Raw genomic sequence first — 14,125 nt, forward strand, 5'->3', positions numbered from 1 at the left:
GATGTTCGCCATGATTCGTATGCCTCTGGCTACCGCCAGTCTGCTGGCCATCGCTATTTCTCTCGCCGGTTGCGGCGAAGGCAAAGACAAGGCTGCCGCCCCGGCCGCGCCGACGCCGGCCGCCAGCACCGCCGCCGCTCCAGCACCTGCCGCTGCCGGTAAAGTCGATGAAGCCGCCGCCAAGGCTGTGGTCGCGCACTACGCCGACATGGTCTTCGCCGTTTACAGCGATGCCGAATCCACTGCGAAAACCCTGCAAACTGCCGTCGACGCGTTCCTCGCCAAGCCGAACGCCGATACCCTGAAAGCCGCCAAGGCTGCCTGGGTCGCTGCGCGCGTGCCTTACCTGCAGAGCGAAGTGTTCCGCTTCGGCAACACCATCATCGACGACTGGGAAGGTCAGGTGAACGCCTGGCCGCTGGACGAAGGCCTGATCGACTATGTCGACAAATCCTACGAGCATGCGCTGGGCAACCCGGGCGCCACCGCCAACATCATCGCCAACACTGAAGTGCAGGTCGGCGAAGACAAGGTCGATGTGAAAGACATCACCCCGGAAAAACTCGCCAGCCTCAACGAGCTGGGCGGTTCCGAAGCCAACGTCGCCACCGGCTACCACGCGATCGAATTCCTGCTCTGGGGCCAGGATCTGAACGGCACCGGCCCGGGCGCCGGCAACCGTCCGGCGTCGGACTACCTGGAAGGCGCTGGCGCCACCGGCGGTCACAATGATCGTCGCCGTGCCTATCTCAAAGCCGTGACCCAACTGCTGGTCAGCGACCTGGAAGAAATGGTCGGCAACTGGAAGCCGAACGTGGCTGACAACTACCGCGCCACTCTGGAAGCCGAGCCGGCTGAAAGCGGCCTGCGCAAAATGCTGTTCGGCATGGGCAGCCTGTCCCTGGGCGAACTGGCGGGCGAGCGCATGAAGGTTTCCCTGGAGGCCAACTCCCCGGAAGACGAACAGGATTGCTTCAGCGACAACACCCACAACTCGCACTTCTACGATGCCAAAGGCATTCGTAACGTGTACCTGGGTGAATACACCCGCACCGACGGCACCAAAATGACCGGTGCCAGCCTGTCGTCGCTGGTGGCCAAGGCCGACCCGGCTGCCGACACCGCGCTGAAAGCCGATCTGGCCGCTACCGAAGCGAAAATCCAGGTCATGGTCGATCACGCCAACAAGGGTGAGCACTACGACCAGTTGATCGCTGCGGGCAACACCGCCGGCAACCAGATCGTGCGTGACGCCATCGCTGCGCTGGTCAAGCAGACCGGTTCGATCGAAGCCGCTGCCGGCAAACTGGGCATCAGCGACCTGAACCCGGACAACGCTGATCACGAGTTCTGATCAACGCTGGCTGCACAAGAAGGCGACCTGCGGGTCGCCTTTTTCATGCCTGCCGTACACAAAACCCTGTGGGAGCGGGCTTGCTCGCGAAAGCGCTGGGGCAGACACAGATGAATTGACTGACACACCGCTTTCGCGAGCAAGCCCGCTCCCACAGGGGGACTGCGTTTCTCCAAATCACTGCGCCATATCAAGCAAACGATAATTCCTCTTATTCAAACTCACTCGCCCTGTTAGACTTTGCGCCTTTGTTTTCGCCCGTCCGCAGGATGTCTGATGCCCTCGCCGCCGCTTCGCTTGTCCGCACTGTTTCTGGCCCTGGGCCTGAGTGCCTGCGATGACGCCCCGCGTTTTACCAAGGCTGAGCCGGGTGAAGCGCGTTCGGGCGGAGCGGCGACTGTGCGCAAGACCGATCAGAATGCGTTCTCCCTGCCTTCGGCCAATCTGCCGCCGTCGCGCCGGGTCGACTTCAGTGTCGGCAACAGCTTCTTCCGCAGTCCGTGGGTGATCGCCCCGTCGACCACCACCGCGCGCGATGGCCTCGGCCCGCTGTTCAACACCAACGCCTGCCAGAACTGCCACATCAAGGATGGTCGTGGACACCCGCCAACGCCGGATGCGGCGAACGCGGTGTCGATGCTGGTGCGTCTGTCGATTCCCGATTCGCCGGCCTATGCCAAAGTCATCGAGCAAGTCGGCGTGGTGCCCGAGCCGGTCTACGGCGGCCAGTTCCAGGACATGGCCGTGCCCGGGGTCACCCCGGAAGGCAAGGTGCGCGTCGAGTACACCCCGGTGCCGATCCGTTTCAAGGACGGCACCGAAGTCGAGCTGCGCAAACCGGTTCTGCAATTCACTCAGTTGGGCTACGGCCCGATGCACCCGGACACGCGTTTCTCGGCCCGCGTCGCACCGCCGATGATCGGCCTCGGCCTGCTCGAAGCGATCCCCGAAGCAGCGATCCTCGCCAACGCTGCGGCGCAAGCCAAAGAGAACAACGGCATTAAGGGTCGCGTAAATCGGGTCTGGGACGATGAGTTACAGAAAACCGTGGCCGGCCGTTTTGGCTGGAAAGCCGGGCAACCGAATCTCAATCAGCAGAATGTCCACGCGTTTTCCGGAGACATGGGCCTCACCACCAGCCTGAGACCCTTCGATGACTGCACCGACGCGCAAACCGCGTGCAAGCAGGCGCCGAACGGCAATGGCCCGGACGGCGAGCCGGAAGTCAGCGACAACATCCTGCGTCTGGTGCTGTTCTACACACGCAACCTCGCAGTGCCGGCACGTCGTGGCGTCAACGACCAACAAGTGCTGGCTGGCAAGAATCTGTTCTTCCAGGCCGGTTGCCAGTCCTGCCACACGCCGAAATACACCACCGCCGCCAACGCCGCCGAACCTGAACTGGCCAATCAAGTGATTCGCCCGTACAGCGATCTGCTGCTGCATGACATGGGCGACGGTCTGGCCGACAACCGCACTGAATTCCAGGCCTCCGGCCGCGACTGGCGCACCCCGCCGTTGTGGGGCATTGGCCTGACGCAGGCAGTCAGTGGTCACACCCAGTTTCTGCATGACGGCCGCGCCCGCAACCTGCTCGAAGCCGTGCTCTGGCATGGCGGCGAAGCGCAGCAGGCGCAGCAACAGGTTTTGTCTTTCAACGCCGAGCAGCGTGCTGCGCTGCTGGCGTTCTTGAACTCACTTTAAACACTTAAAAGAATCGGGAGCCCGACATGTTCCGTCCCAAGTTGTTGTTCACCAGCCTTGCCGCACTCGCCCTCGGCGCCTGCTCGCCGCAGGACCCGCAAGCAGTCACGTCGGCGGCCATCGCCAAATCGGTGATCCTGCCGACCTACACCCGTTGGGTCGAAGCCGACAAGCAACTGGCCGTCAGCGCCCTCGCCTACTGCCAGGGCAAGGAAACCCTGGAAACCGCTCGCGCCGACTTCCTGCACGCGCAGAAAGCCTGGGCCGAGCTGCAACCGCTGCTGATCGGCCCATTGGCCGAGGGCAACCGTTCGTGGCAGGTGCAGTTCTGGCCGGACAAGAAAAACCTCGTCGGCCGTCAGGTCGAGCAACTGGTCGTCGCCCAGCCGCAAATCGACGCCGCCGCCCTGGCCAAATCCAGCGTCGTGGTGCAGGGTCTGTCGGCTTACGAATACATCCTGTTCGACGAAAAGCCAGACGTCGCCAATGCTGATCAGAAGGCCAAATACTGCCCGCTGCTGATCGCCATCGGCGAGCGTCAGAAGCAACTGGCCGAAGAGATTCTGCAGAGCTGGAACAACACCGACGGCATGCTCGCGCAGATGAGCAAATTCCCTAACCAGCGCTACGCCGACTCTCACGAAGCGATCGCCGATCTGCTGCGTGTGCAGGTCACCGCCCTCGACACCCTGAAGAAAAAACTCGGTACGCCGATGGGCCGTCAGAGCAAGGGCGTGCCGCAGCCGTTCCAGGCCGATGCGTGGCGCAGCCAGTCGTCGCTGACCGCGCTGGAAGCCAGTCTGGCTGCAGCCAAAACCGTCTGGGAAGGCGTCGACAACAAAGGCCTGCGCGGTCTGCTGCCGGCCGAGCAGAAGCCCCTGGCGGACAAGATCGACGCCGCCTACGCCGCGTCGCTGAAACTGTTCGACAGCAGCCAGCGCTCGCTGACCGAAATGCTTCAGGACGACGCAGGTCGTCAACAACTCAACGATCTCTACGACAGCCTCAACGTCGTCCATCGCCTGCACGAAGGCGAACTGGCCAAGGCGCTGGGCATCCAACTGGGCTTCAACGCCAACGACGGTGACTGATGAGGGCAAGTGCCATGCTGCGACGCCAGGCTCTGACTTTAGGTAGTTTGCTGCTGGGAGCAGTGACACTGGGCGGCTGGACGCTGTTCAAGCGCAAGGATCAGAGCCCGTTGTTGCTCTCGGCGCGCGACGACACCGACGGCAAGCATTACGCCGTCGGTTATCGGCTGGACGGTACTCGGGTGTTCGCCACCGAGGTCGGCCAGCGCTGCCACGACATCATCAACCACCCGACGCTGCCGATCGCGCTGTTCGTCGCCCGCCGCCCGGGCACCGAGAGCTACCTGATCGATCTGCGCGACGGGACGTTGCTGCAAACCGTGACCTCGCAGCCGAACCGGCATTTCTACGGTCACGCCGTGGTGCACAAGGACGGCGAATACCTGTACGCCACCGAGAACGACACCACGGATCCGGGGCGTGGCCTGCTCGGGGTGTACAAGTTCCAAGGCGAGCGGCTGGTGCACAGCGGCGAGATTTCCACCCATGGCCTCGGCCCGCATCAGGTGTCGTGGATGCCCGATGGCGAAACCCTGGTGGTGGCCAACGGCGGGATCCGCACCGAGGCCGAAAGCCGCGTGGACATGAACCTCAACGCCATGGAACCGAGCCTGGTGCTGATGCAGCGCGATGGCACCCTGCTGAGCAAGGAAACCCTTTCCCAGCAGATGAACAGCGTGCGTCACCTGGGCATTGCCAGCGACGGCACCATCGTCGCCGGCCAGCAGTTCATGGGCGCCTCGCATGAGCGTTCCGAGCTGTTGGCGATCAAGCGTCCGGGCCAGCCCTTCGTGGCATTCCCGGTGCCAGAGCATCAGTTGCAGTCGATGGGGCATTACACCGCCAGCGTCGCAGTGCACAGCGATCTGCGGCTGGTGGCGCTGACCGCGCCGCGTGGCAATCGCTTCTTCATCTGGGACCTGGACAGCGGCGAAGTGCGTCTCGACGCGCCGCTGCCCGATTGCGCCGGTGTTGGTGCGGTGAAGGGCGGCTTCGTCGTGACCTCGGGTCAGGGCCGTTGCCGCTACTACGATTGCCGCCAGGATGAGCTGCTGGCCAAACCGCTGGAATTGCCGGCGGGGCTCTGGGACAACCATCTGCACTTGATCGCATAACCCACCTGTTCTGAGTACGACTCATAACCTGTGGCGAGGGGATTTATCCCCGATCGGCTGCGCAGCAGTCGCAAAACCATCGCACACGGTTCAATTGACAGACCGCGGTTTCAGGTTTTGGGGCGGCTTCGCCACCCATCGGGGATGAATCCCCTCACCACAGGTTCAGTGTTTAGACTTCCTCACTCCGTCCTCACTGTAATAACTGCCAGTTGGAATCCCCACCTGACTCGGAGTAATGTGCCCGCCTGTCTCACCTGATTTATCCAAGGAACTGGAAATATGCTGCGTCGCCGCATGCTGATCATGTTGGGTGTTGTCTTGCTGGTCGTCCTGGTATTGGGCGGGTACAAAGCCTTTTCGATCTACACCATGATCCAGGGCTTCTCCAAACCAAAACCGCCGATCAGCGTCGCCGTGGCCCGCGCCAGCGAACAGCCGTGGCAGATGCGTTTGCCCACCGTCGGCTCGCTGAAGGCCTTGCAAGGCGTCGAGCTGAGTCTGGAAGTCGCCGGCACCGTCACCGAACTCAAGTTCGAATCCGGACAGAAGGTCAAGGCCGGGCAACCGCTGCTGCAGCTCGACAGCGCGGTCGAGACCGCCCTGCTGGAAACCGCTAAGGCTGACCTGGGACTGGCGCAACTGGATTTCGGTCGCGGCAGCCAACTGGTCGACAGCCGCGCGATCTCCAAAGGCGAGTACGACCGTCTCTCCGCCGTGTTGCAAAAGAACAAGGCCACGGTCAATCAGCTCAACGCTTCGCTGGCGAAAAAACGCATCCTTGCGCCATTCAGCGGCACCATCGGCATCCGTCAGGTGGATGTCGGCGACTACCTCGCCAGCGGCAGCAAAATCGCCACCCTGCAGGATCTGAGCAGCCTCTACGCCGACTTCTATGTGCCCGAGCAATCGGTGCCAAAACTGGCCATCGGGCAACCGGTGCAGATTGGTGTCGCGGCCTATCCCGGGCAGAACTTCCCCGGCGCCATCAGTGCGATCAACCCGATTGTCGAGAGCACCACACGCAATATTCTGGTGCGCGCGACCCTGGCCAACCCCGACGGCAAATTGCTGCCGGGGATGTTCGCCAGCCTCAACGTGTTGCTGCCCGATCCGCAGAAACACATCGTGGTGCCGGAAAGCGCGATCACCTACACCCTCTACGGCAACTCGCTGTACGTGGTCGGGCAAAAGAAGGCCGAGGACGGCAGCGTCGAAAAAGACGACAAGGGCCAACCGGTACTGATCGCCGAACGCCGCTTCATCGAGACCGGTGAGCGCCGCGATGGCCTGGTGATGATCAACAAGGGCGTGCAGAGCGGCGAACAAGTGGTAACCGCCGGCCAGATCAAACTGGACAACGGTGCACACATTGCCATCAGCGACGACAAGACCCTCGGCGAGCAGAACAGTCCGCCTCGCGCCGACTGATCAAGGAATCCCCATGGCTTTTACCGATCCGTTCATCCGCCGCCCGGTGCTCGCCACCGTGGTCAGCCTGCTGATTGTGCTGCTGGGTTTCCAGGCCTGGAGCAAGCTGCCGCTGCGCCAGTATCCGCAAATGGAAAACGCCCTGATCACGGTGACCACCGCCTACCCCGGGGCCAACGCCGAGACCATTCAGGGCTACATCACCCAGCCGATGCAGCAAAGCCTGGCCAGTGCCGAGGGCATCGACTACATGACCTCGGTCAGCCGCCAGAACTTCTCGGTGATTTCGATCTACGCACGCATCGGGTCCAACACCGACCGTTTGTTCACCGAACTGCTGGCCAAGGCCAATGAGGTGAAGAACAAACTGCCGCAGGACGCCGAAGACCCGGTGCTGAGCAAGGAATCGGCCGACGCCTCGGCGCTGATGTACATCAGTTTCTTCAGCAAGGACTTGAGCAACCCGCAGATCACCGACTACCTGTCGCGGGTGATCCAGCCGAAACTGGCGACCCTGCCGGGCATGGCCGAGGCGGAGATTCTCGGTAATCAGGTATTCGCCATGCGCCTGTGGCTCGACCCGGTGAAGCTCGCCGGTTTCGGCCTCAGCGCCAGCGACGTGACCAACGCGGTGCGCCAGTACAACTTCCTCTCCGCCGCCGGCGAGGTGAAGGGCGAGTACGTGGTCACCAGCATCAACGCCAACACCGAACTGAAATCCGCTGAAGCCTTCGCTACGATCCCGCTCAAGGTCAGTGGCGACAGCCGCGTACTGCTCAGTGATGTCGCGCGGGTCGAGATGGGCGCGGAAAACTACGACTCGATCAGCTCGTTCGGCGGCACGCCGTCGGTGTACATCGGCATCAAGGCCACGCCGGGCGCCAACCCGCTGGACGTGATCCGGGAAGTGCGCAAGCTGATGCCGGAGCTGGAAGCGCAATTGCCGCCCAACCTCAAGAGCGAGATTGCCTACGATGCCACCCAGTTCATCCAGGCCTCGATCGACGAAGTGGTGAAAACCCTGTTCGAAGCGGTGCTGATCGTGATCGTGGTGGTGTTCCTGTTCCTCGGCGCGTTGCGCTCGGTGGTGATCCCGGTGGTGACCATCCCGCTGTCGATGATCGGCGTGATGTTCTTCATGCAGATGATGGGCTACTCGATCAACCTCCTGACCCTGCTGGCGATGGTGCTGGCCATCGGTCTGGTGGTGGATGACGCGATTGTGGTGGTGGAGAACATCCACCGGCATATCGAGGAAGGCAAGACGCCGCTGGAGGCCGCGCTGGAAGGTGCGCGGGAAATCGCCATGCCGGTGGTGTCGATGACCATCACCCTGGCGGCGGTGTATGCGCCGATCGGCTTCCTCACCGGGCTGACCGGGGCCTTGTTCAAGGAGTTCGCCCTGACCCTGGCCGGCGCCGTGGTGATCTCCGGGATCGTTGCCCTGACCCTGTCGCCGATGATGTGCGCCCTGCTGTTGCGCCACGAAGAAAACCCCAGTGGCCTGGCGCACCGCCTCGACCGCATTTTCGACGGTCTCAAGCGCCGCTACCAGAGCATGCTCCACGGCACATTGAACACACGGCCGGTGGTGCTGGTGTTCGCGGTGATCGTGTTGTGCCTGATCCCGGTGTTTCTCAAGTTCACCAAGTCGGAACTGGCGCCGGACGAGGATCAGGGCATCATCTTCATGATGGCCACGGCCCCCCAGCCGACCAACCTCGATTACCTGAGCACTTACACCGACGAATTCATCAAGATCTTCAAGGAGTTTCCGGAGTACTACTCCTCGTTTCAGATCAACGGCTACAACGGTGTGCAAGCGGGCATCGGCGGCTTCCTGCTCAAGCCATGGAACGAGCGCAGCCGCACGCAGATGCAGATCCTGCCCGAGGTCCAAGGCAAACTGGCGAGTATCCCCGGCCTGCAGATTTTCGGCTTCAACCTGCCCTCCCTGCCTGGCACCGGTGAAGGTTTGCCGTTCGAATTCGTGGTCAATACCGCCAACGACTACGAATTGCTGCTGCAAGTGGCCGACCGGATCAAGAAACGTGCGATGGAGTCGGGCAAGTTCGCCTTCGTCGACCTCGATCTGGCGTTCGACAAGCCGGAAGTGGTCGTCGATATCGACCGTGCCAAAGCCGCGCAGATGGGCGTGTCGATGCAGGATCTGGGCGGCACCCTGGCGACGCTGCTGGGTGAGGCGGAAATCAACCGTTTCACCATCGAAGGCCGCAGTTACAAAGTGATTGCCCAGGTCGAACGACCGTACCGCGAAAACCCTGGCTGGCTGAACAACTACTACGTGAAGAACACCCAGGGCGAGCTGCTGCCGCTGTCGACGCTGATCAAGGTCAGCGACCGGGCGCGACCGCGCCAGCTCAACCAGTTCCAGCAACTCAACGCGGCGAAGATTTCCGGATTCCCGTTGGTCAGCATGGGCGAGGCCATCGACACCGTGCTGCAGATCGCCCGGGAAGAAGCGCCTGCCGGGTTTGCCTTCGACTATGGCGGCGCCTCGCGCCAGTACGTGCAGGAAGGCAGCGCTCTGTGGGTCACCTTCGCCCTGGCGCTGGCGATCATTTTCCTGGTGCTGGCGGCGCAGTTCGAGAGCTTCCGTGATCCGCTGGTGATTCTGGTGACGGTGCCGCTGTCGATCTGTGGTGCGTTGATTCCGCTGTTCCTTGGCTGGTCGAGCATGAACATCTACACCCAGGTCGGACTGGTGACCCTGATCGGGCTGATCAGCAAGCACGGGATCCTGATCGTCGAGTTCGCCAACCAACTGCGCAAGGACAAGGGCCTGACCGCGCGCGAAGCGGTCGAGGAAGCGGCGGCAATCCGCTTGCGCCCGGTGTTGATGACCACGGCGGCGATGGTGTTCGGCATGGTGCCGTTGATTCTGGCGACCGGTGCGGGCGCCGTGAGCCGGTTCGATATCGGCACCGTGATTGCAACGGGGATGTCGATCGGCACCCTGTTTACGCTGTTTGTGCTGCCGTGCATCTACACCCTATTGGCGAAACCCGATCCGAAATAACAGCGATTTACCCTTGTGGGAGCGGGCTTGCTCGCGAAAGCGTCAGGTCAGTCAACAGCAATGCTGAATGTGCCGGCCCCTTCGTGAGCAAGCCCACTCCCACCCTTGATCGCGGCCAGCCCCCCCAATCCTTCATCCACCACAGTCCCCTGTGGCAGCGGGCTTGCTCGCGAAAGCGTCAGGTCAGTCAACAGCCATGCTGAATGTGCCGGCCTCTTCGTGAGCAAGCCCACTCCCACCCTTGATCGCGGCAAGCCCCCCAATCCTTCATCCACCACAGTCCCCTGTGGGAGCGGGCTTGCTCGCGAAAGCGTCGGGTCAGTCAACAGCAATGCTGAATGTGCCGGCCCCTTCGTGAGCAAGCCCACTCCCACCCTTGATCGCGGCAAGCCCCCCAATCCTTCATCCACCACAGTCCCCTGTGGGAGCGGGCTTGCTCGCGAAAGCGCCAGGTCAGTCAACAGCAATGCTGAATGTGCCGGCCCCTTCGTGAGCAAGCCCACTCCCACCCTTGATCGCGGCCAGCCACAAACCTGCCATCCATCGCCGATCCCACAGGGGAATGGTGTGATCCCTGGAACACGCGCAATAAAAAAGGCCTCGCATCTGCGAGGCCTTTCATTTTGGCTTCAATCGGTTCAACTCTGTGGCCTCATCCCTTGAGAAAGTCCGAACATGAACAACAACAGATCATGGTCAGGTTTAGTGGCCACGGAGGCTTTCGCCACCCGTGGTACTGCGCAGTGAGCATCGCCTGTGGTAGCACCGATCACCTGCATGCGGGGCTGCTCCCAGGCCGCCACCGCCAATGAAGCAACTGCCAAGGCTCCAACCAAAAACAAACCTCGTGCAATTTCGAGTTTCATCGCTATAAACCTTTGATAGCGCTGCCAAACGCCGTCTCATAAAAGTAGACGAGTTTTTTCCAGTCCGTGTCGCTGAACGACGAATGGCGACGCAATTGCTTCATGTCATGGGAGGCCGCGCGATAAGCGGTCAGACGCTGACGGCATTTCTCCAGATCGATCAATGCCACTTCGACCTGAGCCGAATCACCTTCGCCGGTCACCCGTACAAAAACGTGTTTGATGTAGATACAGCTGTGCTGCCAACGGCCCTTGTGCATGCGCGCGAGGTTTTCGGCCAGGTCTTTGAGGACGCGCTCGTAAACCGCTTCGCCATATTGGGCACGGCCACCGGCGGCTTCCCACTTCTCGAGTTCGTCGAAACCGTCCAGCGACTTGGTCACCAGCAGCGCACGCCACTTGTGTTGCGGATCGGGCTGCGCACCGCAGAAGACGATTTGCGGGACGCGTACGCCGAGGCGGCTGACACCGGTCAGGGCATCCAGCTCTCGCAAGACTGTCGGCCGGCCGAAGGGATGCAGCCAACTGCGATAGATATGTCCGGTCTGGCGCTTGGCATACAGTAACTGGCCGTCACGGCCCACGACTCGTTGCACACCACTTTCCCCGCCACGGCGCACGTTGGGTTCTTCCACCCATTCACCGCGCTGGTTCCAGTAGTAGTCGAAGCGATCTTGGGGAGCGACTTCCGTTTCTGCTGCTATTTGCACCGCCATCCTGTTACCTCTTGCGTAATACGTAAACCCGCCACATGGCATAGAGCGGAATGAAGTCCAGTTGTTCCTGAATGCGAAAACCTGCCTCTTCGAACTCTTTTTCTACTGTCACAGCCGGTAACACAAACCGGTTTTGGTAACCTTCCTGCCCGCGCCGCTGTTCAGCGCGTTTGCGTTTCCAGGCCTTGAAATTACCGTCCACCCACAACGAAATGATTACGCTGTCACGGGTGACACGCTCGAATTCGCGCAAAATCGTCCGCCGATGTTCGGCTTCACCGATGTGATGCAGCAAACGCATGCAGAAAATGCTGTCGACGGCGTTATCCGGCAAGGCAATGTCGAACGCTGACGTGTGCAAAGGTTGTACCCGTTTCACCACATCAGCCGGCTGCGCCTGCATCGCGGTCTTGATCATAGACTCGGAATTGTCCGCGCCAATGATCACCCGATTGGGTTTTTCCGCCAGCAACGGCCAGAAACGCCCTGCACCACACGGCAGATCCAGAACCAGCCCCGGCTCGCCCGCCAGCGTCAACGCCTTGCGGGCCAGTTGCTCGTCCCGCCAATGTGACAACCGACGACCGAGACCGTCCTGATGCTTGCGCAAATATTTTTGTGCATGCTGGTCATCATACTTTTCGGAAAAATCGAGCTTGATCGGTCTGCTCATTTTCAGGACTCCTGAATAACTGATGCCCCTACCATAGGTAGTGGCATGTCAGCGTCAGGTCGTCCCTTTGTGAAAATTACGTCAGGTAAACCGGCAAACTATTACAGGGTTTTACAGGGAGAAAGCAATAGCGCGGGGCCATCAGCGACCGTCAGCACGGCCCAGCGTCACCTCAAAGCGGCAGCCATTGGGCTGCATGGTGCTCAACGTCACCTCCCAGCCCTGGTTTTCACAGATCCGCTGCACCAGCGACAAACCCAGACCCAGGCCTTCGCCGCGCTTCTCATTGCCGCGCACGAAGGGCTGGAACATGGCCTCACGTTTTTCCTCGGGAATGCCGACGCCCGAGTCTTCGACGACGAAGCCGTTGTCGTTGAGCGTCAGGCGGATGAAGCCCTGCTCGGTGTAGTGGCAGGCGTTGCGCAACAAATTGCCCATGACCGCGCTGAGCAGAGTCGCGTTGAAGCGAGTGTCCGGCGGATTGCCCGGCTCGAACATCAGCCGCAGCCCTTTCGATTCGATCGGTTCACGCCAGATACTCAACAAGCCATCGGCCACCTGACTGATGTTCTGCTGCGGCGCTGAACCGGCGTCTTCACGCTGGGCGCGGGCGAGCATCAGGAAGGTCTGCACCAGTTCACGCATTTCTTCGCTGGCGCGGGCGATGCGCTCGACCTGGGCACGACCGCGTTGATCCAGCCCCGGATTTTCCAGCAGCAGTTCGCAGGAACTGGCCAGCACCATTAACGGCGTGCGCAGTTCGTGGCTGACGTCACTGGTGAACAGCCGCTCGCGGGTCAGCGCCTGACGCAGACGACCAAGCGTTGCATCGAACGCCACCGCCAGTTCGCCGACTTCGTCAGCCGCATAGTCCGGCGCCAGTGGCGGCGCCAGACCGAGCAACTGATCGCGATGCCGTACTTGCCGTGCCAGGCGCACCACCGGCGCCATGACCTTGCGCGCCAGCACCCAGCCGAGGAATACGGCCAGCGCCAGACTGAGCACAAAGCCCACCAGCACCACGGCAAACAGCACGCGTTCACGCTCTTCGAAATCGCTTTGATCCTGCAGCAGCACGTAGCGGCGACCGTCGACGATCTCGACCATCGCGTGATACGACAGCTGCTCGCGGAACACTTCGTGGAACCCCGCATCGAGGTGACGCAGATCCTTGGGCAGCTCGAAATCACCCGGTCCGCCGCTGAAATAGAACAACTGGTCCGGTTCCGGGCGATGGCTCCAGTCCGAGACGTTGTCCATCAGCAGCAGACGTTGCAGGTCGCCGCCCAGCCCCGCCGAAATCAGTTTCTCCTCCACCAGGTGCACGGTCGCCACGATGCCCATGGCGAAGGCCCCGGCCACCAGCGCACTCATCAGCGCAAAGGCGATGATGATCCGCTGGGAAAGGCTTTGCTTAAACTCCATCACGCCCCTCGGCCAGGCGGTAACCCACGCCGTGCACGGTTTGCAGCAACGGCTTGGCGAATGGCTTGTCGATCACCTGACGCAATTGGTGGACGTGGCTGCGCAGGCTGTCGCTGTCCGGGCAGTCATCGCCCCACAGCGCTTCTTCGAGAATTTCCCGACGCAGGACGTGCGGACTCTTCTGCATCAAGACTGCCAGCAGCTTCAGCCCGACCGGGTTGAGCTTGAGCAGCTTGCCCTCGCGGGTCACTTCCAGCGTGTCGAGGTCGTAGGTCAGGTCACCGACCTGCAGCGCGCGACGGCCGCCGCCCTGGGTGCGACGCATCACGGCTTCGATGCGTGCCGCCAGTTCCGACAGGGCAAACGGTTTGACCAGGTAATCATCAGCCCCGGACTTGAAGCCCTGCAGGCGGTCGTCCAGTTGATCGCGGGCGGTGAGCATGATCACCGGCGTATCGCGTCGGGCGTCTTCACGCAGGCGCTTGCACAGGGTGTAGCCGTCGATCCCCGGCAGCATGATATCGAGCACGATCAGGTCGTAATGCTCGGTGGCAGCCAGATGCAGGCCCGACAAGCCGTCCTGGGCGCAATCGACGGTATAGCCTTTGAGCCCCAGGTAATCGGCCAGGTTGGCCAGGATATCGCGGTTGTCTTCGACCAATAGAATTCGCATTGGCATCTCCTCCGTACACAGTTACGGCCGTCATGGC

11 protein-coding genes are annotated in these 14,125 nt (G+C 61.6%); 6 read left to right on the forward strand and 5 right to left on the reverse strand.

What is annotated here, in order from left to right:
• Window positions 1–10 precede the first annotated feature (10 nt).
• The 6 genes from E3Z29_RS25225 (at window position 11) to E3Z29_RS25250 (ending at window position 9,735) form a co-directional block, all read left to right on the forward strand.
• Entirely contained in the window at window positions 11–1,354 is a 1,344-nt protein-coding gene (locus E3Z29_RS25225; RefSeq protein WP_134787216.1) for an imelysin family protein, read from the forward strand.
• A gap of 276 nt (window positions 1,355–1,630) precedes the next feature.
• Complete coding sequence (locus tag E3Z29_RS25230; RefSeq protein WP_134787217.1) at window positions 1,631–3,058, forward strand: di-heme oxidoredictase family protein; 1,428 nt, start codon at window positions 1,631–1,633, stop codon at window positions 3,056–3,058.
• A gap of 26 nt (window positions 3,059–3,084) precedes the next feature.
• Window positions 3,085–4,149, forward strand: coding sequence for an imelysin family protein (locus E3Z29_RS25235; RefSeq protein ID WP_134787218.1), 1,065 nt, complete (start codon window positions 3,085–3,087; stop codon window positions 4,147–4,149).
• Between the two features lie 14 nt (window positions 4,150–4,163).
• The gene (locus E3Z29_RS25240) at window positions 4,164–5,264 is read left to right on the forward strand and encodes a DUF1513 domain-containing protein (protein WP_134787219.1); all 1,101 of its coding nucleotides are present in this window, start codon (window positions 4,164–4,166) and stop codon (window positions 5,262–5,264) included.
• A gap of 282 nt (window positions 5,265–5,546) precedes the next feature.
• Window positions 5,547–6,695, forward strand: a complete 1,149-nt coding sequence (locus E3Z29_RS25245; RefSeq protein WP_096795128.1) for an efflux RND transporter periplasmic adaptor subunit — start codon at window positions 5,547–5,549, stop codon at window positions 6,693–6,695.
• Window positions 6,696–6,708: 13 nt separating this feature from the next.
• A complete protein-coding gene (locus tag E3Z29_RS25250; protein ID WP_098965342.1) occupies window positions 6,709–9,735 on the forward strand; it encodes a multidrug efflux RND transporter permease subunit in 3,027 nt (1,008 codons plus the stop codon).
• A 638-nt stretch (window positions 9,736–10,373) separates the two neighbouring features.
• On the opposite strand, the gene E3Z29_RS25255 is transcribed toward E3Z29_RS25250, so the two are convergent.
• The 5 genes from E3Z29_RS25255 to colR all read right to left on the reverse strand — a co-directional run bounded on the left by E3Z29_RS25255 (window position 10,374) and on the right by colR (window position 14,088).
• On the reverse strand, window positions 10,374–10,601 hold the full coding sequence (locus E3Z29_RS25255; protein WP_025111684.1) for a hypothetical protein: 228 nt from the start codon (window positions 10,599–10,601) through the stop codon (window positions 10,374–10,376).
• A 2-nt stretch (window positions 10,602–10,603) separates the two neighbouring features.
• Window positions 10,604–11,317, reverse strand: coding sequence for a lipopolysaccharide kinase InaA family protein (locus E3Z29_RS25260; RefSeq protein ID WP_096795130.1), 714 nt, complete (start codon window positions 11,315–11,317; stop codon window positions 10,604–10,606).
• A gap of 4 nt (window positions 11,318–11,321) precedes the next feature.
• Window positions 11,322–11,990 (reverse strand): class I SAM-dependent methyltransferase, encoded by a 669-nt coding sequence (locus E3Z29_RS25265; RefSeq protein ID WP_098965345.1) that lies wholly within the window; start codon window positions 11,988–11,990, stop codon window positions 11,322–11,324.
• A 141-nt stretch (window positions 11,991–12,131) separates the two neighbouring features.
• Window positions 12,132–13,415, reverse strand: coding sequence for a HAMP domain-containing sensor histidine kinase (locus tag E3Z29_RS25270; RefSeq protein WP_098965347.1), 1,284 nt, complete (start codon window positions 13,413–13,415; stop codon window positions 12,132–12,134).
• Complete coding sequence (colR, locus tag E3Z29_RS25275; protein WP_007964011.1) at window positions 13,405–14,088, reverse strand: two-component system response regulator ColR; 684 nt, start codon at window positions 14,086–14,088, stop codon at window positions 13,405–13,407. The genes E3Z29_RS25270 and colR overlap by 11 nt, the downstream gene beginning before the upstream one ends.
• Window positions 14,089–14,125 lie beyond the last annotated feature (37 nt).

The organism is Pseudomonas sp. S150 (genome assembly GCF_004526365.1).
Classification (GTDB): domain Bacteria; phylum Pseudomonadota; class Gammaproteobacteria; order Pseudomonadales; family Pseudomonadaceae; genus Aquipseudomonas; species Aquipseudomonas putida_A.